This is a genomic window from Conexibacter arvalis, from assembly GCF_014199525.1.
Classification (GTDB): Bacteria; Actinomycetota; Thermoleophilia; order Solirubrobacterales; family Solirubrobacteraceae; genus Conexibacter; species Conexibacter arvalis.
Genome location: NZ_JACHNU010000001.1, coordinates 761,862 through 785,573 on the forward strand (window position 1 = coordinate 761,862; position 23,712 = coordinate 785,573).

General features: G+C 73.1%; 19 protein-coding genes. 11 read left to right on the forward strand and 8 right to left on the reverse strand.

All coding sequences use genetic code 11. From position 1 onward, the window contains the following. Nucleotides 1-60 precede the first annotated feature (60 nt). Nucleotides 61-318, forward strand: a complete 258-nt coding sequence (locus tag BDZ31_RS03630) for a MerR family transcriptional regulator (protein ID WP_183339086.1) — start codon at nt 61-63, stop codon at nt 316-318. A 189-nt stretch (nt 319-507) separates the two neighbouring features. Here the strand turns inward: BDZ31_RS03630 and BDZ31_RS03635 are convergent, their stop codons facing one another. Continuing rightward, on the reverse strand, nt 508-1,851 hold the full coding sequence (locus tag BDZ31_RS03635) for an HD-GYP domain-containing protein (protein ID WP_183339088.1): 1,344 nt from the start codon (nt 1,849-1,851) through the stop codon (nt 508-510). A gap of 260 nt (nt 1,852-2,111) precedes the next feature. Here BDZ31_RS03635 and BDZ31_RS03640 point away from each other — a divergent pair, with 260 nt between their 5' ends. The 4 genes from BDZ31_RS03640 (at nt 2,112) to ileS (ending at nt 7,749) form a co-directional block, all read left to right on the forward strand. Beyond that, nucleotides 2,112-2,999, forward strand: coding sequence for a MerR family DNA-binding transcriptional regulator (locus BDZ31_RS03640; RefSeq protein WP_183339090.1), 888 nt, complete (start codon nt 2,112-2,114; stop codon nt 2,997-2,999). Between the two features lie 31 nt (nt 3,000-3,030). Beyond that, a complete protein-coding gene (locus BDZ31_RS03645) occupies nt 3,031-3,531 on the forward strand; it encodes a hypothetical protein (protein ID WP_183339092.1) in 501 nt (166 codons plus the stop codon). A 111-nt stretch (nt 3,532-3,642) separates the two neighbouring features. Beyond that, nucleotides 3,643-4,533 carry a MerR family transcriptional regulator gene (locus tag BDZ31_RS03650; RefSeq protein WP_183339094.1) on the forward strand — a complete coding sequence of 297 codons (891 nt, stop codon included), beginning with the start codon at nt 3,643-3,645 and terminating at the stop codon, nt 4,531-4,533. Nucleotides 4,534-4,602: 69 nt separating this feature from the next. Then, a complete protein-coding gene (gene ileS, locus BDZ31_RS03655) occupies nt 4,603-7,749 on the forward strand; it encodes an isoleucine--tRNA ligase (RefSeq protein WP_183339096.1) in 3,147 nt (1,048 codons plus the stop codon). Nucleotides 7,750-7,844: 95 nt separating this feature from the next. Here the strand turns inward: ileS and BDZ31_RS03660 are convergent, their stop codons facing one another. Further along, nucleotides 7,845-8,429 (reverse strand): ATP-dependent Clp protease proteolytic subunit, encoded by a 585-nt coding sequence (locus BDZ31_RS03660; RefSeq protein WP_183339098.1) that lies wholly within the window; start codon nt 8,427-8,429, stop codon nt 7,845-7,847. 96 nt (nt 8,430-8,525) lie between these two features. Between BDZ31_RS03660 and BDZ31_RS03665 the strand changes: the two genes are divergently transcribed. Next, nucleotides 8,526-9,047 carry an SRPBCC family protein gene (locus BDZ31_RS03665; RefSeq protein WP_183339100.1) on the forward strand — a complete coding sequence of 174 codons (522 nt, stop codon included), beginning with the start codon at nt 8,526-8,528 and terminating at the stop codon, nt 9,045-9,047. Between the two features lie 5 nt (nt 9,048-9,052). Then, nucleotides 9,053-9,475, forward strand: coding sequence for an ArsR/SmtB family transcription factor (locus tag BDZ31_RS03670; protein WP_183340968.1), 423 nt, complete (start codon nt 9,053-9,055; stop codon nt 9,473-9,475). A gap of 42 nt (nt 9,476-9,517) precedes the next feature. Here BDZ31_RS03670 and trxA read toward each other — a convergent pair whose 3' ends face one another. Further along, nucleotides 9,518-9,850, reverse strand: a complete 333-nt coding sequence (trxA, locus tag BDZ31_RS03675) for a thioredoxin (protein ID WP_221242799.1) — start codon at nt 9,848-9,850, stop codon at nt 9,518-9,520. A 134-nt stretch (nt 9,851-9,984) separates the two neighbouring features. Between trxA and polX the strand changes: the two genes are divergently transcribed. From polX to BDZ31_RS03690, 3 genes are all read left to right on the forward strand, one after another. Next, nucleotides 9,985-11,760 (forward strand): DNA polymerase/3'-5' exonuclease PolX, encoded by a 1,776-nt coding sequence (gene polX, locus BDZ31_RS03680; RefSeq protein ID WP_183339102.1) that lies wholly within the window; start codon nt 9,985-9,987, stop codon nt 11,758-11,760. 202 nt (nt 11,761-11,962) lie between these two features. After that, nucleotides 11,963-16,249 carry a phosphodiester glycosidase family protein gene (locus BDZ31_RS03685; RefSeq protein ID WP_183339104.1) on the forward strand — a complete coding sequence of 1,429 codons (4,287 nt, stop codon included), beginning with the start codon at nt 11,963-11,965 and terminating at the stop codon, nt 16,247-16,249. 200 nt (nt 16,250-16,449) lie between these two features. Next, the gene (locus BDZ31_RS03690; RefSeq protein ID WP_183339106.1) at nt 16,450-17,919 is read left to right on the forward strand and encodes a hypothetical protein; all 1,470 of its coding nucleotides are present in this window, start codon (nt 16,450-16,452) and stop codon (nt 17,917-17,919) included. Here BDZ31_RS03690 and BDZ31_RS03695 read toward each other — a convergent pair. The 4 genes from BDZ31_RS03695 to BDZ31_RS03710 all read right to left on the reverse strand — a co-directional run bounded on the left by BDZ31_RS03695 (nt 17,907) and on the right by BDZ31_RS03710 (nt 22,174). Beyond that, nucleotides 17,907-18,422, reverse strand: coding sequence for a hypothetical protein (locus BDZ31_RS03695; RefSeq protein ID WP_183339108.1), 516 nt, complete (start codon nt 18,420-18,422; stop codon nt 17,907-17,909). The two genes, BDZ31_RS03690 and BDZ31_RS03695, sit on opposite strands and share 13 nt — an antisense overlap. Nucleotides 18,423-18,437: 15 nt before the next feature. After that, entirely contained in the window at nt 18,438-19,301 is an 864-nt protein-coding gene (gene otsB, locus BDZ31_RS03700) for a trehalose-phosphatase (RefSeq protein ID WP_183339110.1), read from the reverse strand. Between the two features lie 108 nt (nt 19,302-19,409). Next, on the reverse strand, nt 19,410-19,970 hold the full coding sequence (locus BDZ31_RS03705) for a CAP domain-containing protein (protein ID WP_183339112.1): 561 nt from the start codon (nt 19,968-19,970) through the stop codon (nt 19,410-19,412). A 422-nt stretch (nt 19,971-20,392) separates the two neighbouring features. Continuing rightward, on the reverse strand, nt 20,393-22,174 hold the full coding sequence (locus tag BDZ31_RS03710; protein ID WP_183339114.1) for a potassium/proton antiporter: 1,782 nt from the start codon (nt 22,172-22,174) through the stop codon (nt 20,393-20,395). Nucleotides 22,175-22,228: 54 nt separating this feature from the next. On the opposite strand from BDZ31_RS03710, the gene BDZ31_RS03715 reads away from it, so the two are divergent. Continuing rightward, nucleotides 22,229-22,789, forward strand: a complete 561-nt coding sequence (locus tag BDZ31_RS03715) for a pentapeptide repeat-containing protein (protein WP_183339116.1) — start codon at nt 22,229-22,231, stop codon at nt 22,787-22,789. Between the two features lie 14 nt (nt 22,790-22,803). On the opposite strand, the gene BDZ31_RS03720 is transcribed toward BDZ31_RS03715, so the two are convergent. After that, on the reverse strand, nt 22,804-23,685 hold the full coding sequence (locus BDZ31_RS03720; protein ID WP_183339118.1) for an HD domain-containing protein: 882 nt from the start codon (nt 23,683-23,685) through the stop codon (nt 22,804-22,806). Nucleotides 23,686-23,712: the final 27 nt, after the last annotated feature.

The window sequence follows — 23,712 nt, forward strand, 5'->3', positions numbered from 1 at the left end:
AGGTTGTGCAAAAGCTGCGAAACGCTACGCAGTCGCTGCGAAACGGTGAGAAATGCATCCATGCCTTTGCAGATGCATGGGATGAACTCGCGTCCACTGGGTCTTTCGACCTCGCAGGCAGCGCGCGAGCTCGGTGTCTCGCTCGGCACGGTGCGTCGTTGGTCGGACATGGGGTATCTCCAGTCCTACCGCACGCCCGGCGGGCAGCGACGCTTCAGCGTCGAGCACATCGAGCAGTTCGTGCGCTCGCTGCAACAGGGCGGCATGGCCGCGCGCGACGAGCGCGACCAGTCCGTCCAGCAGCGCGCCGCGGGGTAGGCAGGACCAGCAGGCAGGGAGTCTCACCACAGCCATCGACGCGCCGCTTCGGGAGAGGGCGCCGCGTCCCCATATCGCGCGCGAGGTCGCACCGCGCAGGTCGCAGAACACGACGCGCCCCGTGGGCGCGCGTCCTCGTTCCAGATTCGCCGCGGCTCGGTTGCCGCCGCTTCGACGATCCGCCGCCGCTCAGTTCGCGGCCGCCTCGCCGATCCGCCGGCCGAGGTCGAGCTCGCGCCCGAAGTCGGCCGCGTCGGCGTGCCGGTAGGTGATGTCGCTGCCGGCGAGCAGCTCGGCGAGGATCTCGACGTAGCGGCCGTCGAGCTGGGTGCCGCTGACGCGCCGCAGCTCGGTCAGCGCCTCGAACGAGCTGACCGGCGTGCGGTACGTGTCGTGCGCCGTCAGCGTGTCGTAGACCTCCGCGACGGCGATGATCTTCGCCGCCTCCGGGATCTCGTCGGCCTTCAGGCCGAACGGGTAGCCGCGGCCGTCGATCCGCTCGTGGTGGGCGCGCACGATCTCGGCGACCGGGCCGTAGAGGCCGAGGTCGCGCAGCATGTCGGCGCCGAGCTCGGGGTGGCGGCGGATCGCGGTCCAGTCCTCCTCGTTGAGGACCCGCCCGCGCTCGGCGACCCGGTCCGACAGCGCGAAGTGGCCGATGTCGTGGAGCAGGCCGGCGGTGTGGACCAGCTCGCACTCCTGCGGTCCCATCCCCGCCGCTCTGGCGATGTCGCGCGAGAAGGCGGCGACCGCCGCGGCGTGGCGGGCGGCGCGCGGGTCGCGCACGTCGAGCGTGCGCAGCAGGCCGGAGAGGACGCCCCATGACAGCGAGGCGTACTGCCGGCTGCGGTGGCGGGCGGTCGCGACGAGGTTGGCCATGTAGGCGAAGGCGATCAGCGTGAAGGCGGCGAAGGCGGTGCCGCCGATCCCCAGCTCGAGGCAGAGGCCGGTCGCCGCGAGCGCGAGCGGCACGTTGATCGCCAGCGACAGCAGCAGCATCTTCGAGGCGCCCGCGACCGTCTCGGCGAACGGGTCGCGGTCGAGCAGCGTCGCCAGCCGCGCGACGATCAGCAGGTTCAGCACCAGCATCAGCACCGCGGCGAGCGCGAGGGCGAGGTAGAAGCCGGCCGAGCCCTCGCCGGCCGGCTTGACGGCCTCGAAGACCGTGCCGGCGATCAGCGCGGGGGCGCCGCTGCCGAAGAGGTTGATCGCGACCCGTTCGAGCGGGTAGCGCTCGACGATCCAGACGATCAGCTCGGCGACGGCGACGAGGGCGAAGGCCCACGCCGGTCCGAAGAAGGCGATCACGACGACCGCGGCGAGCGCCGAGCCGGAGATGGTGACGCGCTGCGCGTCGGTGCGGGCGTCGAACAGGTTCGCGCCGACCGCACCGAGCGCAAGCACACCGAAGAGCCAGTCCAACCGCTGCACGTCGGCGACGGCGAACGCCCACACCAGGCACGCGAACGTGCCGGCGATTGCGATCGCCTTGACGAGACTGGCCCGGTCCGGCCACACGCGCGTGACACGCATGCCCGGACGGTAACGGTCCTCGCGGACCATTACGAACTGCTGAAGGTGACTACTTCGTCCGCCAGAACACCGCGACCCTCCTTCACGTTTCGGCGCTTCCTCAGGGCCCCGATGCGCCCCCAAGGTGGCGCCGGCCCGCTGCGTTGCCCAAAGGACGATAGCCCAGCGATGGAGCTTTTGCAGCATTTGGGCGCCAAAACTTGTGCAATGTTGCGCGGAGCGTGCGTGAGAGGTCAGCTGACGCCCGACCTTTGTTCGTAATGCGCTACCTGAAGACGAGCGAGGCGGCTGCGTTGCTGAACGTCAGCCCCAACACCCTGCGCGCCTGGGAACGCCGCTTCGGGTTCCCGCGGCCGCAGCGCTCGCCGGGGCGCCACCGCCTGTACACGCACGGGGAGATCGCGGCGCTGCGCGACGCGCTGCTCGACGGCCTCTCGATCTCCTCAGCCGTTTCACGCGCGCGTGAGGGGCTCGGCGCCGACACGAACGCGCTCGTGGGTGCGCTCAACGCCTTCGACGCCGGCCGCGCCGACGCCGCGCTGGAGGGCGCGCTCGCGCTGCGCTCGCTCGACCGCGCCGTTCAGGAGGTGCTGCTGACGGCGCTCGACGAGGTCGCCCGCCGCCATGGGACCGACTCGGTCCAGTGGGCGTTCGCGGCCCGCTGGGGCAACAGCTGGCTGCGGCGGGCGCAGCGGCTCGTCACGCCTTCGGTGCGCGCGATCACGGTCGTGCTCGGCGACGCCTCGCGCGACGACCTCGACATCGACGCCGCCTACATCCGCGCGCTGGAGCTGCTGCTCGCACGCTCCGGCGCCTCGGTGCTCGGCCTGTCGGTGCGCGGCGTCTCGAACATGTCCGAGGCGCTCGCCGCCCATCGCCCCGACGCCGTCGTGATCGCCGGCGGCGCGCTCGCCGACGACGCCGTCGCCCGCTGGGCGTACGCGGTGCGCCTGGCGACGGGGGCGCTGCCGGTCGCCGTCTACCGGCGCGGCTCGCAGCGCCAGCGCGTCAGGACGACCGGCGCAGGACTGCTGCCGAGCACGCCGGGCGAGGCGGCCCGGCACCTGATGGAGCTGGCGAGCCACTCCGTCTCGAACCCGACCACCAGTCGCACGACCCCGCCGCGCCTGCTGGCGGACGGGGCATGAGGCAGGAACGCATGGCACGGAGGCCCAAGCGATGAGCTCCCCAGATCGCCGCGCGATGTTGCGCCTCGTCCCGTCGACCGCCGAGGACCACTGCCCGTCGCAGTGGTTCTGCGGCCACTGCGGCGCGCCGCCGCCCAACAACGAGACGCCGGCGCCGCCGGCTCGCGTCTGCGGCGAGTGCGGCCTCGGGCTGCTGCTGGAGGCGCGCGCGGACGCCGTCCCGCGGCCGAGCGACCCGTTCCTGATCGTCGACGGCTCGCTGTCGGTGTGCGCGCTGTCGGCCGAGGCCGAGCGACTGCTCGCGGTCGCCGAGACCGACGTCATCAACCGCCCCGTCACCGAGCTGGTGACGCCGGCCGACGCCGAGGCCGCCGGCCCCGAGTCGCTCGCGGCGGCGATCATGTGGGCCGCCCGCGGCGAGGACGAGCCGCGTCGCGTGATGGTGCGGCCGGCGAACGTCTTCGGCGTGCGGATGCCGCTGCGGGTCGGCGCCTGCGGGCCGCCGCGCGCCGCCCTGCTCGTGCTCGAGTAGCGGTCGCCGCCGCGCGCCGGTCAGCGGGCTGCCCCGCTTCGCAGCGGATTCGTGCAGGTTTCGTTGCGGATCTTGCCGGAAGTCGCGCATTCGGGGATAACGCTCTCCGCGATGAGCGGAATCCGGACGAATGCCGCGGCGGTGATGCTGGGCGTCAGCCCGAACACGCTGCGCAGCTGGGAGCGGCGCTTCGGCTACCCCTCCCCGGCGCGCACCAGCGGCGGCCACCGCCAGTACGAGCTGCACGAGATCGAGGCGCTCAAGCAGGCGTTCGAGGAGACCCACAACGTCTCGTCCGCGATCGCGCTCGCCAGACAGCGCGGCGCCGGTCCGCCGTCGTCGAGCCGCCTCGGCCAGGCGCTCGCGCGCTTCGAGGAGGAGAAGGCGGCGCTGCTGCTGGAGGAGAGCCTCGCGCTGCGCTCGCTCGAGCGCACGATCGAGGAGGTGCTGCTGCCGGCCGTCGCCGAGCGCGCCGCCGACGCGGTCGGCGCCGCCGAGCACGAGTTCGCCTGGCGCTTCGCGACCGGCTGGATCTCCGCGCTGCGGCGCGTCGCGCCGCCGGCGACGCGCCCCGAGTCGGTCCTGATCTTCGACTCCTCCGTCCCCTGCGACGCGGAGGCGCTGCAGGTCCAGGCGCTCGAGCTGATGCTGCGCCGCGTCGGGATGCGCACGCTCGTGCTGACCGCCGGCGTCGACCCCGCCCGGCTCGGCCGCGCGCTGCGCGCCCTGCGGCCCGGCGCGCTCGTGCTCGGCGGCCGCCGCGCCTCGCTCGACGCGATCGGCAGACTGGTCTACGCCGTCCGCGCGACGGCGCCCGAGATCGCCGTCTACGACTTCGGCGGCGCGCTGCCCGACACCGGCGCGAGCACCGTCGCGCGGCTCGGCGCCGCGCCGATCGCCGCCTGCGACACGCTGCTTGAGCGGCTCACCGCCCCGGCCCCCGCGCCCACCGCGGAGCCGGGCGGGCACGAGCCCGAGCCACGCCGCCTGCTGAGCATCTGAGCGGCGCAGGAAGCGCGCCGCTCCGCCGCGCCGCGCCGCGCCGCTTCCTCCTCCTACAATCAGCGCTCGATGTCAGCGCCCCATTCTCCCGTCGATCCGCAGCAGTCGTTCCCGAAGCTCGAGGAGCAGGTCCTCGCGCGCTGGAAGGAGGAGCGGATCTTCGAGCGGACGGTCGAGCGCCGCGCCGGCGCGAGACGGTGGGTCTTCTACGAGGGCCCGCCGACCGCCAACGGCAGACCGGGCGTCCACCACGTCCTCGCGCGCGTCTTCAAGGACATCTTCCCGCGCTACCGCACGATGACCGGCCACCAGGTCGAGCGCAAGGGCGGCTGGGACACGCACGGGCTGCCGGTCGAGCTGGCGGTCGAGGCCGAGCTCGGCTTCGACAAGAAGGAGGACATCGAGGAGTACGGCATCGCGAGGTTCAACGCGAAGTGCCGCGAGTCGGTCTTCCGTTACCTGGAGGACTGGTCGCGCCTGACCGAGCGGATCGGCTACTGGGTCGACCTCGACGACGCCTACCGCACGCTCGACGACTCCTACATCGAGTCGGTCTGGTGGGCGCTCAAGACGATCTTCGACAAGGGGCTGCTGTACGAGTCCTACAAGGTCGTGCCGCACTGCCCGCGCGACCAGGTCACGCTCTCCTCGCACGAGCTCGGCCAGCCGGGCGCCTACCGGGACGTGATCGACCCCTCGGTCTACGTGCGCCTCCCCGTGCGCGCCGCCGCCGGCCCGCTGCGCGACGGCGACGAGCTGCTGATCTGGACCACCACGCCGTGGACGCTGCCGACCAACGCGGCCGTCGCGGTCGATCCCGAGCTGACCTACGTCCGCGCCCGCGGCGGCGACAAGCCGCACGAGAGCGGCAGCGAGACGGCGGTCGTCGTGCTCGCGGAGGCGCTGGTCGAGCGGGTGCTCGGCGAGGGCGCCGAGATCCTCGACCGCTTCCCGGGTCGCGAGCTGGAGGGGATCGGCTACCAGCCGCCGTTCGACTTCATCCCCGGCTCCGCGTACGGCGAGCGCGGCCACACCGTCCTGCTCGGCGACTTCGTCACCGCCGACGACGGCACCGGCATCGTCCACACCGCGATCGCGTTCGGCGAGGACGACTTCCGCCTCGGCGAGGAGTACGGGCTGACGGTCGTCAACCCGGTCAAGCCGAACGGCACCTACGACGAGCGGATCGGCGACTACGCCGGGCGGTTCGTGAAGGAGGCCGACCGCGACCTCGTCGACGACCTCCGCGGCCGCGGCAGGCTGCTGCGCGCCGAGGACTACGAGCACGCCTATCCGCACTGCTGGCGCTGCGGCACGCCGCTGCTCTACTACGCGAAGCCGTCGTGGTACATCCGCACCTCCGAGATCCGCGACAGGCTGCTCGCCTCCAACGAGTCGGTCACCTGGTACCCGCCGCACGTCAAGCACGGCCGCTTCGGCAACTGGCTGGAGGGCAACGTCGACTGGGCGCTGTCGCGCGAGCGCTACTGGGGCACGCCGCTGCCGATCTGGCGCTGCGTCCACGGCCACGTCCACGCGATCGGCTCCTTCGCCGACCTCGAGGCGCGCTCCGGGCAGAAGCTCGACGACGCCCACCGCCCGTTCGTCGACGAGGTCACCTTCCCCTGCGAGCAGTGCGGCGAGACCGCCCGGCGCGTGCCGGAGGTGATCGACGTCTGGTTCGACTCGGGCTCGATGCCGTTCGCGCAGTGGCACGCGCCGCACGAGCACGAGGAGCGCTTCAGAGCGCGCTTCCCGGCCGACTACGTCTGTGAGGCGCTCGACCAGACGCGCGGCTGGTTCTACTCGCTGCTGGCGATCTCGACGCTGCTGTTCGACCAGTCGTCGTTCAAGAACGTCGTCTGCCTCGGCCTGATCCTCGACGCCGACGGCCAGAAGATGTCGAAGTCGAGAGGCAACGTCGTCGTCCCCGACGAGGTGCTCGACAGATTCGGCGCCGACGCGCTGCGCTGGTACTTCTTCACCTCCAAGCAGCCGTGGGACGGCTACCGCTTCTCGCTGGAGACGATCTCCGAGATGGTGCGGCAGTTCCTGCTGCAGCTGTGGAACACGTACGGCTTCTACGTGATGTACGCGAACGCCAACGGCGTCGCGCCGCCGCCGGCGCCCGACCCGGCGGCGCTGGAGAGCGACCTCGACCGCTGGGTGCTGTCACGCCTGTCGGCGACCGTCGAGACCGTCCGCGAGCGGATGGACGACTACGACGCGACGACCGCCGGCCGCGCGATCCAGGCGTTCGTCGACGACCTCTCCAACTGGTACGTGCGCCGCTCGCGCCGCCGCTTCTGGGACGGCGACGCCGACGCCTTCGCGACGCTGCGCCACTGCCTCGTCTCGGTCGCGCAGATGCTGGCGCCGTTCACGCCGTTCCTCGTCGACGAGATCTACCGCAACCTCGATCCCGACGGCGAGGCGAGCGTCCACCTCTGCGACTTCCCGGTCGCGGCGCCGCGCGACGAGGAGCTGGAGTTCGCGATGGGCGTCGCGCGCGAGGCGGTCACGCTCGGGCTCGCCGCCCGCGGCCAGTCGAAGATCAAGCTGCGCCAGCCGCTGCGCGCCGCGGTCGTCGTCGCGACCGGCAGGGAGCGGGCGGCGATCGAGCGGCTCGCCGACGTCGTGCGCGACGAGCTGAACGTCAAGGAGCTGCGCTTCGCCGCCGCCGCCGACGAGCTCGGCCGCGTCGAGGTGAAGCCCAACTACCGCGCGCTCGGGCCGCGCTTCGGCAAGTCGATGCCGCTCGTCGCCGCGGCGGTCGCCGCGCTCGACCCGGCCGGCGTCGCGCGGGCGCTGCGCGAGGGCCGCACGGTCGGGATCGTGGTCGACGGCGCCGACCACGAGCTGGGCCCCGACGACCTCATCACCGCGATGCAGCCGCTGGAGGGCTACCAGCTGGAGCGCGAGGGCTCGCACGCCGTCGCACTGGAGCTGACGCTCGACGAGGAGCTGCTGCGCGAGGGCAAGGCGCGCGAGATCGTCCACGCGATCCAGGCGGCGCGCAAGAGCGCCGGGCTCGACATATCCGACCGCATCGCGCTCGCGCTCGGCGGCGAGGCGACGCTGCTCGACGCCGCCCGCGCGCACGAGTCGTACATAGCGCGCGAGACGCTAGCGACGACCGTCAGCTACGACGGCGCCGACGCCGAGCCGGTCGCGATCGACGGCGCGTCGCTCAACATCGCCGTCGCGCGCGTCTGAGCGGACGGCGCCGTCGCCGGGCGCGGGGCGCGCCGGGCGCCCGCGTCTGAGCGGACGGCGCCGCCCCAGGGTGCGGGGCGCTGGGCGCCCGCGCCTCACCGCGTCGCGTAGACCCTGTCGATCAGCCCGTAGTCGACCGCCTGCTCGGGCGTGAAGTAGCGGTCGCGCTCCATGTCCGCGTGGATCTGCTCGATCGGCTGGCCGGTGTGGTGGGCGTACAGCTCCTCTATCCGCCGGCGCGAGGCGAGCGTCTCCTCGGCGTGGATCGCGATGTCGGTCGCCTGGCCCTGGAAGCCGCCCGAGGGCTGGTGGTTGAGGATGCGGCTGTTGGGCAGCGCCATCCGCTTTCCTCTCGTCCCGCCCATCAGCAGGAAGGAGCCCATCGACATCGCGATCCCGACGCAGATCGTCGCGACGTCGGGGCCGATCAGCTGCATCGTGTCGTAGATCGCGAAGCCGGCCGAGACCGACCCGCCGGGCGAGTTGATGTAGAGGTGGATGTCCTTGTCGGGGTCGACCGACTCGAGGTGGAGCAGCTGGGCGACGATCAGGTTGGCGATGTCGTCGTCGACCTGCTGGCCGAGGAAGATCACGCGCTCGTTGAGCAGGCGCGAGTAGATGTCGAACGAGCGCTCGCCGCGCGGGCTCTGCTCGATCACCATCGGGACGAGGGGTGACATGGCGTCGCTCCTTGGATCGATACGCAACCTTAGGGTTGCGCTTTGTCTGGCGCTAGACTAGCAACCCATGAGTTGCGCGATCGAGAAGGAGCCGTCATGAGCGCCGAGCCCGCCCCCGCCGTCCACCGCGCGATCGTGCTGCCGATCTCGCGCGAGCAGGCGTGGGAGGCGATCACCGACGCCGACCAGCTCGCCTGCTGGCTCGCCGACGAGGTCGAGCTCGACGCGCGCGAGGGCGGCGCCGCCCGCTTCGCGTGGGCGGACGGCACGCGCCGCGTCGGCGTCGTCGACGAGCTGGCCGAGCGGCGCCGGATCGCCTTCCGCTGGCGCCCTGAGGAGGGCGACGGCGCCGGCGACCGCGCCGGGGGCGGCGACGGCGCCGAGGGCGCCGGCGACCGCGCCGCGCTGCCCGCTGACGAGGGCGGGCCGCTCGGCGACGAGTCGCTCGTCGAGCTGACGCTCGACGAGGTCGAGGGCGGGACGCGCGTCTCGGTCTTCGAGGTCCGCACGCGCGTGCTGGAGCAGGGCGACGTGCCGCTCCAGCCGGCCGGCGTGCCGAGCGCCTGGACGCCGCGGATGGCGGCGCTGTCGGCCTGCGCGGCGGTCTGCTGGGCGTGAGCGCGATGGCCGGCGGCGGGCGCGCGGCGAGCGGGCCGCCCTTCGGCGCGGCCGCCGGCGGCGGCGCGGTGCCGGGCGGGGCGGCCGGCGGCGGGGCGGCGTTGCCGCTCGACGCCTCGGCCGGCGCGGTCTTCCACGCGCTCGCCGACCCGACGCGGCGCGCGGTCGTGCGTGAGCTGTCGCGGCAGGAGACGGTCACCGCCTCGGCGCTGACCGCGCAGCTGCCGATGACGCGCCAGGCGATCGCCAAGCACCTCGCGACGCTGGCGGACGCGGGGCTGGTCGCGGCGGAGAGAGCGGGCCGCGAGACGCGCTACCGGCTCACGCCCGACCCGCTGGAGGAGGCGATGCGCTGGATGGCCGAGGTCGGCGGCCAGTGGGACCGCCGCCTCGAACGGCTGCGCCGCCACGTCGGCGGCGGCAGCTGAGGCCGGCGCCGCCGCGACGAGGCGGCGGCGCGGGCGGCGCTGCTAGGCGGCGAGCGCCGGCTCCAGCTCGGCCTCGAGCTTGCGCTTCGGATAGGCGCCGACGACCTTCTTCGCGATCGCGCCGTTCTTGAAGAGGATCAGCGTCGGGATCGAGAGGACCTCGTAGCTCATCGCCGTCTGCTGGTTGTCGTCGACGTTGAGCTTGACGATCTTCAGCGCCTCGCCCTTCTCGCTCGCGATCTCCTCCAGGACCGGGGCGACCATGCGGCACGGGCCGCACCAGGGGGCCCAGAAGTCGACGAGCACGGGGACGTCGGACTCGATGACCTCGGACTGGAAGTTGTTGTCGGTGACCTCGGTGATGGTGCCTGCCATGAGAGGGGCTCCTTGCGGGGTGGGCGGGTGTCGCTTCACAAAGTATAGTGGCCGCGCTCCAGCGGCCCGATCGGGTCAGGATCGCATGCTCGCGCCTGCGCGCGTGCGCTCGGGTGGTGGGCTAGGTTCTTCCCATGGCCGATCCCACCAACGCCCAGATCGCCGCCGCCTTCGACGAGCTCGGCGACCTCTACGAGCTCGACGGCGCGATCGTCCACCGCGTCGTCGCCTATCGCAACGCGGCGAAGGTCACGCGCGACGCCTCGGTCTCGGTCGCGGCGCTGACGCGCGCCGGCCGCGTCACCGAGCTGCCCGGGATCGGCGCGACGCTGGAGACGAAGCTGGTCGCGCTGGTCGAGACCGGCGACATCCCGCAGGCGCAGAGACTGCGGGCGAAGTTCCCGGCGGGGCTGCTGGAGATGACGCGCCTGCCCGGGCTCGGCCCCAAGCGGGCGCGCCGCCTCTACGAGGAGCTCGGGATCGACTCGCTGCAGTCGCTGGAGACGGCCGCCAGACAGCAGCGGATCCGCGAGCTGAAGGGCTTCGGCGCGAGAGCGGAGGAGAACATCCTCGCCTCGATCGTCCGCTACACGACCGCGCTGGCCGAGAACGGCGGCGACGGCACCGGCCGCTTCGTGCTCGACCGCGCGCTGCAGGTCGCCGAGCCGATCGTCGCGGCGCTGCGCGACCACCCGGCGGCCGAGCGCGTCGAGCTGGCCGGCTCGGCGCGGCGCTGGGCCGACTCGGTCAAGGACCTCGACATCATCGCGACCGCGCACGACCCGCGCGCGCTCGCCGAGGCGCTGACCGAGATGGACGTCGTCGAGTCGGTCGCGGGGATCGGCGACAACGGCGCGCGCGTGCGGACCCACCGCGGGATCGGCATCGACCTCAAGGTCGTCGCGCCCGACCAGTTCGGCAACGTGCTCCAGCACTTCACCGGCTCCAAGGAGCACAACGTCGCGCTGCGCGAGGCGGCCGTGAAGAGAGGCCTCCACGTCTCCGAGTACGGAATCCTCGACGACGCGACCGGCGAGACGCTCAGATGCGCGACCGAGGAGGAGGTCTACGCCGCGCTCGGCTACGCCTGGATCCCGCCGGAGCTGCGCGAGAACCGCGGCGAGCTGCAGGCGGCGCTGCTCGACGGCGGCAGCGGCCTGCCCGAGCTCGTGCGCGAGGAGGACATCCGCGGCGACCTCCACAGCCACACCGTCGCCTCCGACGGCAGAGACGAGATCGAGGCGATGGCGGAGGCGGCGCAGGCGCTCGGCTACGAGTACCTCGCGATCACCGACCATTCGGCCTCGCACGGCTTCGGCGACGACGTCTCGCCGGCGGAGCTGGAGGCGCAGATCGAGCGGATCCACGCCGCCAACCACGCCTTCGACGGAATCGAGCTGCTCGCCGGCAGCGAGGTCAACATCCTCCCCGACGGCTCGCTCGACTACCCCGACGAGCTGCTGGCGCGGCTCGACTGGGTGATCGCGAGCGTCCACTCCTCCTTCCGCATCGACGAGCGCGCGATGACCGAGCGGGTGCTGGCGGCGATCGAGCACCCGTGGGTCGACGCGATCGGCCACCTGACCGGCCGCAAGATCGAGGCGCGCGACCCGTACGCGATCGACGTCGAGCGCGTCTTCGCCGCCGCGGCCGCCAACGGCACGATGATCGAGATCAACGCCGCTCCCGACCGCCGCGACCTCAACGACGTGCACGCGCGCGCGGCGGCGCAGGCCGGCGTGATGATCCTCCTCGACACCGACGCCCACCGCGTCGCGACGCTGCGCTCCAGCCGCCGCTACGGGATCGCGACGGCGCGGCGGGCGTGGCTGACGCGCGAGCAGGTCGCCAACACGCGGCCGTGGGCGGAGTTCGCGCCGCTGCGCAAGCGCGCCCGCGGCGGCGGCTGACCGACCCCGAGCACGGCTCGGCGGGGCCGCCGCGGCGGCTCCGGAACCCGGTCGGACCGGACTTGAGGGCCGTTCACAGGATTCTCACGACTCGATGACGCGGCGGTCACGAGCGGGGGTCGGAGGGTCGGGACAGTCACGGTGACTCGTGGCATGGACGCGGTGCGAGTCGCCAACCCGTCTCTCTCACCGAAGGACTCAATTGACCTCCTCATCCACGCTGCGCAAGCGGCGCTGGTCGAGCCTGCCCGCGACGCTCGCGGCGGCGGCGCTGATCGCCGCGCTGCCGCCCGCTGCCGACGCCGCCGGGCTCCACCTGATCGACGAGACCGAGCAGCTCGGCCCCGGCATCGAGCTGCGTCACCTCAAGACGCTCGAGCCCGGCGGCTGGTACGACCACCAGATCATCACCGCCAGACTCGGGGGTCCCGTCAGCTCCGACCTCCTCTCCGGCGACAAGGTCACCGACCGCGGCCCGATCTCGATCAAGGCCGACAGAGCCGGCGCGGTCGCAGGCGTCAACGGCGACTTCTTCGACATCGACAACTCCAACGCGCCGGCCGGCGCCGCCGTCAGAGGCGGCGAGCTGCTGAAGACCAGCGACCGCAACGCGCCGCGCCCGCAGGCCGGCGTGACGCGCGACGGCATCGGCCAGCTCGTCAACATGGCGGTCGACGCGAAGGCGACGATCAAGGGCGAGACCCGCCAGCTGATCAGCGTCAACGCCGCCAACGGCGGCAGCACCGCGGCCGACGGCATGGTCGCCTTCACCTCCAACTGGGGCGCGAGCCGCGCGCGTCCGTTCGCGGGCGTCGCCGACGTCGCCGAGGTGCTCGTCGTCGACGGCAGGGTCGTCTCCGTCAGAGCCGACGGCGCCGGCAGCGACGAGATCCCGGAGAACGGCTTCTACCTCGTCGGCCGCGACGCGGCCGCCGCGCAGATCCGCGACCTCCAGCCCGGCGACGAGGTGACGCTCGACTGGCAGCTGACCGACGAGGTCGCCAGACAGCTCCAGTTCGCCGTCGGCGGCAACGAGGTGCTGATCCGCGACGGCGCGGTGCTGCCCAACCTCGACCAGACGATCCACCCGCGCACCGCGATCGGCTTCAAGGACGGCGGGCGCACGATCATGCTGATGACCTCCGACGGCCGTCAGGCGCCGATCCTCGGCGTCACGACGCAGAAGGTCGCCGAGGTCCTGCACGAGATGGGCGCCGAGACGGCGATCAACCTCGACGGCGGCGGCTCGACGACGATGGTCGCCCGCCACCTCGGCGACAGCAGAGTCACCGTCCGCAACAGCCCCTCCGACGGCTACGAGCGCCACGACCCCAACGGCGTCGGCCTCTTCGTCGCGCCCGGCAGCGGCGTCGCGGAGGAGCTCGTCGTGACGCCGTCGGGCGAGCAGGCGCGGATCTTCCCGGGCCTGCACCGCACGCTGCGCGTCAAGGCGGTCGACGACCACCGCACGCCGGTCTCGGTCGCCCGCGGCGACGTCCGCTGGAGCGTCAACGAGGGCAGCGTCGACGGCGGCCTGCTGCACGCGCCCGAGAACGTCTTCGGCCACGTGCGCGTGAAGGCGACGACCGACACCGCCCAGGCGACGGTCGCCGTCAGAGTGCTCGGCGAGCTGTCGTCGCTGGAGATCGACAGAACCCGCCTCGCGATCGCCGCGCCCGGCGCCGGCAACGCCGTCACCGTGACGGTCACCGGCCGCGACGAGGAGGGCTACACCGCTCCGGTCGGCGCCGCCGACCTCGAGCTCGACTACGACGCCTCGGTCGTCTCGGTCCAGCCGAGCGGCGACAAGCTGAGAGTCACCCCGAAGGCGATCGGCGGCACGCTGCTGACGATCTCCGTCGGCGGCGAGGAGGTCAAGCTCCCGATCTCCGTCGGCGTCGAGACGAGAACCGAGTACGACTTCTCCGACGGCGGCGCCGCCAGCGGCCGCTGGATCACCAACGGCACCGGCGGCAGAGCGAAGACGCTGACCGACACGCCCGAGGGCCTGCGGCTCGAGTACCAGGCCGCGCGCAACATGGGCTTCGGCGCGAGAGTCGCGTGGGACGACTCGGTCCCGCTCGCCGGCCAGCCGCTCGCCGTCCGCATCAGAGTCCGCTCGCAGGAGCCGGTCTCGCTCACCTACGCGGTCTTCCGCGATCCCGACAACAGAGCGGTGACGGTCTACGGGCCGGCGCTGAGAGGCGGGAACCAGTGGGAGACGGTCGAGTTCACGCCGCCCCCGTCGACGAGATTCCCGGTCCGCTTCAGCTACTTCCAGGCGATCGAGACGAACGTCGCGCTGCAGAGAGACGGCGTTCTCACCTTCGCCGGGATCGAGACCGACAACCCGAGCGAGGTCGAGATCCCCGCGGCCCCGCCGCTGAAGAGCGACCCGCTCGTCTCGCCTGACGGCGAGCTGCAGGGCGGCGAGGAGGAGTTCACCTTCGCGGCGATCTCCGACGTCCAGTTCACGCACGTCAACCAGGAGATGGTGCCGGTCGCGATCGAGGCGCTGAAGCGCATCCGCGCGACCGATCCCGACCTGATCGTGCTCAACGGCGACATCGTCGACCTCGGCCAGAAGGCCGACATCGACCTCGCGCGCACGACGCTGGAGGCCGGCGGCTGCGAGCTGGTCGAGCTCGGCAGCCCCTCGGTGCCCGAGCCGACTGCCGACAGAACGCCGTGCCTGTACGTGCCCGGCAACCACGAGTCGTACATCCCCGGCGGCCAGGGCACGCTCGACGCGTTCAAGGCCGAGTTCGGCAGACCGTACGGCTACACCGACCACAAGGGCACCCGCTTCATCACGCTCAACAGCGCCTACGGCACCTTCCGCGGCAGCGACTTCGCGCAGCTGCCGATGCTCCAGGAGGCGCTCGAGAGCGCGGCCAGCGACGCGTCGATCGACAACGTGATGGTCTTCGCCCATCACCCGACGCTCGATCCGAGAGACACGCGCGACTCGCAGCTCGGCGACCGCCTCGAGGTGCGGCTGGTCGAGAAGCTGCTGAGCGACTTCCGCCACGACTCCGGCAAGGGCGTCGCGATGGTCGGCTCGCACGCGTCGATCATGAACGTGCGCCGCGAGGAGGGCGTCCCGTACATCGTGCTCCCGTCGTCGGGCAAGGCGCCGTACGGCACGCCCGATCGCGGCGGCATCACCGGCTGGGTCCGCGCCGGCATCGACTCCGACGCCAACGCGGCCGAGGAGTGGCTGAGCCTCGACGTGCGCGCCTTCGCGCAGGAGATCGACCTGCAGGCGCCCGCGACGCTCGAGGTCGGCAGCGCCGCGACGCTCGGGGGCACGCTGGTGCAGCCGAGCGCGCTGAGACCGGGCAGCCGCACGGTGCCGCTGCGCTACCCGCTCTCGCTGCGCTGGTCGGGCAGCGACGAGCTGGCGATCGGCAGCGGCGAGGAGGCGGTCGAGGCCGCCCGCGAGGCCGACAAGGTCGCGATCGTCGATCCCGAGAGCGGCCAGCTGACCGCGCTCAAGACCGGCACCGTCGCGATCGCCGTCGAGGCCGACTCGATGCGCGAGGGCGACCTCGCGCCGATCAGAGCGCAGAAGACGATCGACGTCGTCGCCGCGACCGGGCCCGGCCCGAAGGCGTGGATCGGCACGCCGGTCTTCCCCGACCAGGCGGCGACCACGATCGGCGCCGGCCAGCCGGTGACGATCTCCAACACCGGCGACGAGCCGCTGGAGATCGCGCTCGCCCGCGTCGATGCGCTGGAGGGCCCGGCCGGCGACTTCATCGTCGCCGACGACACCTGCAGAGCCGAGATCGCCCCGGGCGCGGCCTGCACGGTGCTGGTGCGCTTCGCGCCCAGCCGCGAGAACGCCGTCTCGACGGCGCGGCTCGTCTTCCGCTCGAACACCGCCGAGCGGCGCCACACGGTGACGGTCAGCGCCAGATCGACCGGCCTGCCGAGAGGCGAGAAGGGCGACCAGGGCATCCCGGGCATCCCCGGCGCGGACGGCCCGGTCGGGCCGCAGGGCCCGCAGGGCCCGGCCGGTGAGCCCGGCCCGCAGGGCCCCGGCGGCGAGTCCGGCGCGCAGGGCCCGGCCGGTCCGCAGGGCCCGCAGGGCGAGTCCGGCGCGCCCGGCCCGGCCGGCGCGAAGGGCGACGCCGGCGCGCCCGGCGCCGCCGGCCCGAAGGGCGACAAGGGCGACCGCGGCGAGCGAGGAGCCAAGGGCGACCGCGGCCCGGCCGGCCGCGACGCGCTCGTCACCTGCACGGTCAGAAACGCCAGAGTGACGTGCAAGGTCCTCTACACGAGCGCCTCCGCGAAGAAGGCGAAGACGCGCGCGAAGACGAAGGCGAGCCTCGTCCGCTCCGGCCGCACGTTCGCGACCGGGCGCGCCAACGCCAAGGGCCGCGTCACGCGGCTGAAGGCCAACCGCAAGCTGCCGCGCGGCAGATACACCCTGCGCATCGGCAGCGGCAAGCGCGTGGCGAAGGTCGGCGTCGTCGTGCGCTGATCCGACCCGCACCGCAGGACCGCGGCCGGTCGCCCTCGGGCGGCCGGCCGCAGCGCGTGGGCCGAACGGGCCCCGCCGGCGCCGCCCCGTGCCCCGGGGCGGCGCCGCCATGCCCGGCCATCCGTCCGCTTCCGATTGCGCTCTACTTCCGCGCTGTTATATACACCTCTTTCCAGATTTGATCCGGGGAGGCAAAGGGGATGGGAACAGCAGCCGCGACGGTGGCGGACGAGGCGCTGGTGCGCTTCAGCGGGACGTCGAGAACCGAGCTCAACCCGGTGCTCGCCGGGATCCCGTGGCTCGACGGCTTCGAGCTGCGCGCCGGCGTCGACGCGGTCACCGGCGGGATAACCGGCTCGGCGCTCGAGAAGACGCCGGTCGACGAGTGGAGGACGAAGACCTCCTCCGAGCAGTACACGTTCATCCAGAGCCAGCGCGACCTCAGCAACGAGATAGAGATCGGCGCCTCCGGCAGATACAACATCGAGGGCGTCACCGTCAGCGCCTCGGTCGAGTACCTGACGAGAGTCCACTACTCCGAGCTGGCCGTCACGCTGATCGCGCGCTTCGAGTCGCACTGCGTCGACTACGACCGGCTCGCGGAGGCGAGACTGACCGACAGAGCGCGCAGACTGCTGGAGAGCGATCCGGAGAGATTCCGCTACGCCTACGGCGACTACTTCGTCGCCGGCGGCCGCCGCGCCTCGCGCTTCACCGCCGTCTACACCTGCACGTCGCGGACCGTCGACAAGATGCAGGAGTTCAAGTCGAGAATCGGCGCGAGCATGCCCGAGGTCTTCAGCGCCGAGGGCAGCGCCCGCTTCAAGGAGACGGCGAGAAGCAGCGACGTCGACATCTCGACCCACGTCTTCATGGAGGGCACCGACGGCGACTACCCGGGCGGCGGCCAGTGGACGCCCGACAAGGTGATCGAGGCGCTCGCCTGGTTCAAGCAGCACCAGAGAGGCGTCTACCTCACCGCGCTGCTCTGCCACTACAACACGATCGAGCCCTCCTACCCGCGCACCGTCGACGTCGCGCCGCAGGCTTTCGCCGAGCTGCGCCGCCTCTACCTGTCGGCGTGGGACGTGCGGGCCCAGTACGCGTCATGCCCGCCCCACTACAAGGAGCAGCTCAGCGGCGAGTTCCGCACCTTCACGTCGAGACTCGAGGCGAGCAAGGACGACCTCGTCACCGACGTGAAGCTGCGCGGCGACATGCAGCAGGCGTGCGACCTGCTCGGCGCCAGACTGAAGGCCGTCTACGACCGGCTCGAGGCCTACCTGCGCGTCACGCAGGCGGTCAGGGACGAGCCGCGCAAGGACGAGGCGATAGAGGAGGGGACCGGCCGGCAGTCGTGGCTGTACGGCATCCGCGACTGGGTCAAGAGCGACGCCGTCACGATCCACCGCAACGACTCGCGCTACGAGGAGAAGTGGCAGATCGGCTGGCGCGAGGCGACGATCGGCTTCAGCAACTCGAAGGCGCTCGTCGTCGGCTGGGAGGTCGTCTCCGACTGGGGCGACGGCACCAACGGGCAGTGGTGGAAGACGACCGAGCAGAACCTGCTCAGGGACCAGGCGTACGTCCACGTCAAGTCGCAGTACGACCGCGGCTGCGCCTGGACGCTCCACGTCTACTACGTCGACGCGGTCGACTACCAGTTCTGAGTCGCGCCGCTGCGGAGACCGGGGGTGCGGACCAGCCGGATCGCGCTCAGCGGCGAGGTCCGCTCGACGTAGTAGCGGACCCCGTCGCGCCCCTCGATCGCCGTCACGGCCGCGTCCTGTCGGCGCCACGACAGCGCCCAGATGATCGCGAAGCCGGCGGCGATCGCGGCGATCTGCGGGAACAGGAACGCGAGGCCCGCGGCCGCCAGCGTGCAGGCGAGCAGCGGCCACAAGCGGTTGAGCAGCACGCGTCCGGGGCTCACCTCCGGCAGCGACTGGGACGATCTGGCGTCGGCGAGCAGCCGGGCGATCGGCGGCGTCGTCTCCGCTCTGCGGCCGAGCGCGACGCCGACGGCCCCGGCGAGCACCCACCAGCCGGCCGCGAACGGAACCAGCAGCGGGTCGTCGGCGCGGCTGGCGGCGAAGGCGGTGATCGCGGCCAGCAGCGTCGCGGCCGCCGCGCTCGTCATCACGGTCGCCTTGAGGAAGTCCGTGAAGCGCATCTGGCGGCGCGGGGCTCAGCCGGCCGGCTGGGCGCCGCCGTCTCCGGCGTCGCCGCCGAGCAGCGCTTCCAACAGCGCCCGCACGCCGTCGGTCCCCTCGACCACGAGGTCGGCCTCGTCGGCCAGCTCCGTCGGCCCCTCGTCGGAGGCGGCGCAGACGCGCAGCGCGTGGCGCAGCTTCCCCTCGGCGAGCATCTCGCCGAGGCCGCGGAAGCCGTCGAGGTCGGTCACGTCGTCGCCGACGTACATCGCCGCGTCGAGCTCGGCGTCCTCGAGGAATCTCTGGATGCCGGCGCCCTTGTCCATCCGCACCGGCGGCCGCACCTCCAGCACCTTGCGGCCCCAGTGGGTGCGCAGGCCGCTCTGCTCGGCGCGGCCGGCGATCGTGTCGATCGCGGCGCGCGCGGCCTCCTCGTCGGGGGCGCCGCGCCAGTGGAAGGCGACGATCGAGCCCTTGTCCTCGATCCGCACCCGCAGGCGCCGCAGCTCGGCGTTGTCGGCCTCGCGCCCGAACGCCTGGATCCGCCTGCCCCAGTCGCGCACCGCCGGGTCGAGCACCGGCTCGACCGCGCCGGCCCGCAGCAGCTCCGTGCCGTGGCTGCCGAGATAGGAGATCGTCCCGATCGAGACGATCCGGCGGGCGTCGGAGGCGCGCCGTCCGCTGACGCAGGCGACGACCGCGTAGCGGCGCGCGATCTCGATCAGCAGCGTCCGCGTCGCCTCCGGCACGTGCGCGTCGTCGGCGTAGCGCACGATCGGCGCGAGCGTCCCGTCGATGTCGAGCAGGACCGCCGAGCGCGCCGGGTCGGCCCGCAGCGGCGCGAGCGCCTCGGCGAGCCGCGCGTCGGATGCGTCCGCCGTTGGTCTGGCGGGGGTCACCCGCCCTAGTATGGCGACCCCGCTCGCGGGCCGCCGTTCGGGGGTCCGGGCTGCAACGAGGCTTTCATCGCGCGGGCGCGCGCGGCGGGCCGAAGCCGACGCGCGCCGTCAGCGGCAGCCGCGGCCGACGCCGCTGCGGGCGCCGAACGTCGCCGCGAACGTCGCCCGCGGCGGCGCGTCGGCGGCGCGCGGGACGGGAGCGCCCGGGACCGCGGCGACGCCGATCTCGCGGAAGCGGGCGCGGAGCATGTTCGCGCGGTGGCCGCTGCTGCGCATCCAGGCGCCGACGACCCACGCCGCGTCGCCGCCCCAGGCGAGGTTCTCGCCGAGCGTCCAGCGCGCCGGCGGCGGGGCGTAGCCGGTCGCGAGGATCCGCGCGTCGAAGGCGCGCCCGTCGGGCGAGGTGTGTGCGAAATAGCGCCGCCGCACCATGTCGCGGGCGTGCCCGGCGGCAGCGCGCTCGAGGCAGCGGTTGACACGCAGCGGCGGGAGATCGGAGCGCGTCCGCTCGCGGTTGACGAGGCACAGCAGCGCCCGCGCGGAGCGCGCCGCGCTCGCGGCCGTCGCCGGCACCGTGCGGGCCGCCGCGCAGGCGCCCTCCTGGACGGTGCGGGCCGGGGCGGCCCGTGCCGCGGCCGGCGCGGCAGCGAGGCAGGCGGCCGCGGCCAACCAGGTCGCGGCCGCGGGCGCCGCCGCCCGTCGGCGTGTTGCGGGTCTGCGTTTGGCATGCGGAATCGTCCCACCTCCCGAGCGGTGGATTCGCCGTCTGCCTCCCTCGTGGCAACCGTGCCCCCGGACGGCGCCGCCCCTCCGACGGCGCGCGTCTTTGCACAGGATTGCTTCACCATTGGGGCTGCCCGGTCTGCCGCCGGGCAATCCCCGAACCTGCGGCCGCGGTCAGGGCGTCGAGCCGCTCGCCTCGCCGACACGCGCGACGCGCGGGAGGCGGCGGCCGCCGCCTCAGCGCTCGGCCGGGCGCTGCCCCAGCGGTCTGGGCGGCGGCGTCGCAGCCGATCGCCGCGTAGCCGCCGTCTCGCTACGGCGCTCAGCGGCGCGCGGCGCGGCCGCGCGCCGGCCGAGCCGGCCGGCGCTCACAGCGCCAGCGCGCCAAGCACCTCTTCCCACCAGGAGCGCTCGGCGTCGCTGCGCGCGGCGCGCGCCTTGCGGCGGACCCACTGGGAGAGGAGCTGCTCGCGCCCGAGCGCGAGGACCGGGCCGGTGACGGCGAAGTAGCCGTCGTCGAGCAGGACGAGCGCGCCCGGCTGGTCGCGGCGCGTGCGGAGGCGGTCGACGACCTGGCGGCCGGCGACCTCCTGGACGCTGGTGGGGTCGCCGTCGGCCTCCTGCCACGGGCGCACGTGAAAGACCGGCGCGTGGCCCTCGGGGATCCGCCGCGGCCGCGGTCTCGGGCCGATCGGCCCCTGGCGCCAGCGCTCGACCAGTCTGTTGATCGCCGGCAGCGCCTCGCGCCGGATCAGCACGTGGAGCCGGTCGCCGGCGCGGATTCTCGTCGAGCCGCGCGGCGGGACGGCCTGGTCGTCGCGCACGATCAGGTTGACGACCGCCTCGCGCGGCAGCTCCAGGTCGCGGATCCGCAGCCCGACGATTCTGTCGCTCGCGGCGACGCCGAACTCGACCGAGTCGGCGCCGAGCTGGCGGATCGTGCCGGTCTCCGACAGCGCGCTCGTCGCCAGCGGCGGCTCGTCGGCGGTCGCCTTCAGCTTGCGCGCGAGCGCCTCGAAGGTCGAGCCCTGGAGGACCGTCGACAGCAGCACCGCGAAGAAGACGATGTCGAAGAAGTCGGCGCTGCCCTGGACGCCGGCGAGCACCGGGAAGGTCGCGAGCACGACCGGCACCGCGCCGCGCAGGCCGGCCCAGCCGAGCACCGCGCGGTCGGCGAGGTCGAAGCCCGGCCCGCTCGCGACCAGCGCCGCGACCGGCCGCGCGACGAACGCCAGCATCAGCGCGAGCACCGTCCCCTCGATCCAGATGTCGCCGAACTGGCTCGGGAAGACGAGCAGGCCGAGCACGAGGAACATCGACAGCTGCGCGACCCACGCCATCCCCTGGTGGAACGTCGTGATCGTGTGCTTGGCCGGGATGTGCGCGCTGCCGAGCGCGAGGCCGGCGAGGTAGACGGCGAGGAAGCCCGACCCGTGCAGCGCGTCGGCGGCGCCGAAGGCGAGCGCCGCGGTCGCCAGCGAGGCGACCGGGTAGAGGCCGGGCGTCGCGAGCTGGAAGCGCTGGAACAGCTGGACGGCGCCGAGGCCGACGACGGCGCCGAGCACCGCGCCGATCCCGACCTCGACGACGAACAGCTCGAGCATGTCGAGCAGCCCGTAGTCGGGCTTCTCGATCCAGTCGATGAAGCCGACGACGAGCAGCACGGCGATCGGGTCGTTCATGCCGGCCTCGCCCTCGAGCGTGCGGCCGAGCTTCTTCTTCAGCGACGAGCCGCGCAGCAGCGCGAAGATCGCGGCGCCGTCGGTCGAGGAGACGATCGCGCCGAGCAGCAGCCCCTCCAGCAGCGTGAAGTCGAACAGCCACGTCGCCGCCAGGCCGCAGATCGCGGCGGTGATGAGCGTGCCGAAGAAGGCGAGGCTGACGACGTTGCGCAGCACCGGGCGGATCTCGCCGAAGCCGGCCGTCAGGCCGCCCTCGAACAGGATCAGCGCCAGCGCGATGATGCCGATCTCGCGCGCCAGGTCGTAGTCGGAGAAGTCGACCCAGCCGAGGCCGTCGGAGCCGACCGCCATGCCGATGCCGAGGAACAGGACCAGCGAGGGGAGCCGCAGGCGCCCCGCCAGCAGGGACGCCGCGATGCCGGCGAACAGCAGCGCACCCGCGATCAGGATGAGGTGGCCGTCCGCCATTGAGAACGGAACCATTTCAAGCTACGCAACGATTTGCACTTAGCCTTCCGGCGCATGCCTCCCGCCCCGCTTCCGCCACGCGCCCCTCGACAGCCGCTGAGCGACCTCGACCCCGCCCTCCTCGACGACGCGACGCTGAAGGAGGAGGGTCTGCGCGACCTCGTCCTCAGACATGCGAACCTCGCCAACAGGCGCGGCGTCAACGTGCTCGTCGAGCGGGTCCGGCTGACCGGCTGCCGGCTGACCGGCATCCAGCTCGCCGAGTCGAACGTGCGCGACCTCGCGGTCGCCGACAGCCGCGTCGACCTCGCCGCCTTCCGCATGTCGCGGCTGGAGCGGGTCGTCTTCCGCGGCTGCCAGCTGCAGGAGCTCGACCTCGTCGAGGCCGACCTGCGCTCGGTCGTCTTCGACGCCTGCGACCTCAGCGGCGCCGACTTCCGCAACGCCCGCTTCCAGCGCTGCGAGATGCGCGGCTGCACGCTCACCGGCGCGCTCGGTATCGAGCGGCTGCGCGGCGTCTCGATGCCGTGGCCGGACCTCGTCGGCCTCGTCGGCGAGCTGGCGGCGGCGATCGGGATCGGGATCATCGATCCCGAGGAGGACGAGGCCGCCTGAGCGCGGCGGGCGCGCTACGGGTGCAGCCCGTGCTCCAGCGCGCCCTTCACGCTCGCGTCGAGCGCGTTGACGCGCGCGAGCGCCAGCGCCTCGGCAGAGCCGAAGCGGCGGCCGGGGGCGCTGTCGGGCCCGTGGTGGCTGAGCACGCAGTGCAGCAGCGCGATCCGCCGCTCGTCGCTCAGCTGCGGGATCCGCGCGGCGCGCTCCTCGATCATCCGCGCGCCGATCTGCACGTGGCCGAGCAGGCGGCCCTCCTCGGAGATCCCGAACTCGGCCCCGTAGGTGAACTCGCGCGTCTTGCCGAGGTCGTGGACGAGCGCGGCGGCGATCAGCAGGTCGGAGTCGAGCCGCACGTGCAGCTGGCAGGTCTCCTGCGCGAGCTGCGCGACCGCGACGGTGTGCTCCAGCAGGCCGCCGAGGTAGGCGTGGTGGCCGGCGCGGGTGCACGGCGCCCGCCGCCACGCGGCGCGCAGCTCGGCGTCGCCGACCAGCTCGGCGAGCAGCGCCCGCAGCCCCGGCTCGTAGACCTCGCGCGCGAAGTGCTCGAGGAAGCCGTCGAGCTCCTCCATGTCGCGGTAGGTGCTCGGCAGGAAGGCGGCCGGGTCGGCCTCGCCGTCGCGCGCTCTGGCGATCGCCCGCACCTCGATCTGCAGCTCGTCGCGGAAGCGCTCGACGCGGCCGGCGACGCGCACGAGCTCGCCGCGCTCGAAGCGGCCGGCGATCAGGTCGGCGTCTCTGAAGACGCGCGCCTGCACGGCGCCGGTGCGGTCGCGCAGCTCCAGCGCCAGATACGGCGTGCCGGCGCGGCTGACGAGCCGGTCCTTGCGGGTGCAGGCGAAGACGCCGTCGACGTCGGTCGCGGGGCGCAGTGCGCTGACGGTCGGAGGTCCGGCCACCCGCTCATCATGTACTACTTTGGATCG

Excerpts from the sequence above, each read along its gene's own strand:
- BDZ31_RS03630 (WP_183339086.1), top strand. The coding sequence starts at position 61 with ATGCCTTTGCAGATGCATGGGATGAACTCGCGTCCACTGGGTCTTTCG.
- BDZ31_RS03635 (WP_183339088.1), bottom strand. The coding sequence starts at position 1,851 with ATGCGTGTCACGCGCGTGTGGCCGGACCGGGCCAGTCTCGTCAAGGCG.
- BDZ31_RS03640 (WP_183339090.1), top strand. The coding sequence starts at position 2,112 with ATGCGCTACCTGAAGACGAGCGAGGCGGCTGCGTTGCTGAACGTCAGC.
- BDZ31_RS03645 (WP_183339092.1), top strand. The coding sequence starts at position 3,031 with ATGAGCTCCCCAGATCGCCGCGCGATGTTGCGCCTCGTCCCGTCGACC.
- BDZ31_RS03650 (WP_183339094.1), top strand. The coding sequence starts at position 3,643 with ATGAGCGGAATCCGGACGAATGCCGCGGCGGTGATGCTGGGCGTCAGC.
- ileS (WP_183339096.1), top strand. The coding sequence starts at position 4,603 with ATGTCAGCGCCCCATTCTCCCGTCGATCCGCAGCAGTCGTTCCCGAAG.
- BDZ31_RS03660 (WP_183339098.1), bottom strand. The coding sequence starts at position 8,429 with ATGTCACCCCTCGTCCCGATGGTGATCGAGCAGAGCCCGCGCGGCGAG.
- BDZ31_RS03665 (WP_183339100.1), top strand. The coding sequence starts at position 8,526 with ATGAGCGCCGAGCCCGCCCCCGCCGTCCACCGCGCGATCGTGCTGCCG.
- BDZ31_RS03670 (WP_183340968.1), top strand. The coding sequence starts at position 9,053 with ATGGCCGGCGGCGGGCGCGCGGCGAGCGGGCCGCCCTTCGGCGCGGCC.
- trxA (WP_221242799.1), bottom strand. The coding sequence starts at position 9,850 with ATGGCAGGCACCATCACCGAGGTCACCGACAACAACTTCCAGTCCGAG.
- polX (WP_183339102.1), top strand. The coding sequence starts at position 9,985 with ATGGCCGATCCCACCAACGCCCAGATCGCCGCCGCCTTCGACGAGCTC.
- BDZ31_RS03690 (WP_183339106.1), top strand. The coding sequence starts at position 16,450 with ATGGGAACAGCAGCCGCGACGGTGGCGGACGAGGCGCTGGTGCGCTTC.
- BDZ31_RS03695 (WP_183339108.1), bottom strand. The coding sequence starts at position 18,422 with ATGCGCTTCACGGACTTCCTCAAGGCGACCGTGATGACGAGCGCGGCG.
- BDZ31_RS03710 (WP_183339114.1), bottom strand. The coding sequence starts at position 22,174 with ATGGCGGACGGCCACCTCATCCTGATCGCGGGTGCGCTGCTGTTCGCC.
- BDZ31_RS03715 (WP_183339116.1), top strand. The coding sequence starts at position 22,229 with ATGCCTCCCGCCCCGCTTCCGCCACGCGCCCCTCGACAGCCGCTGAGC.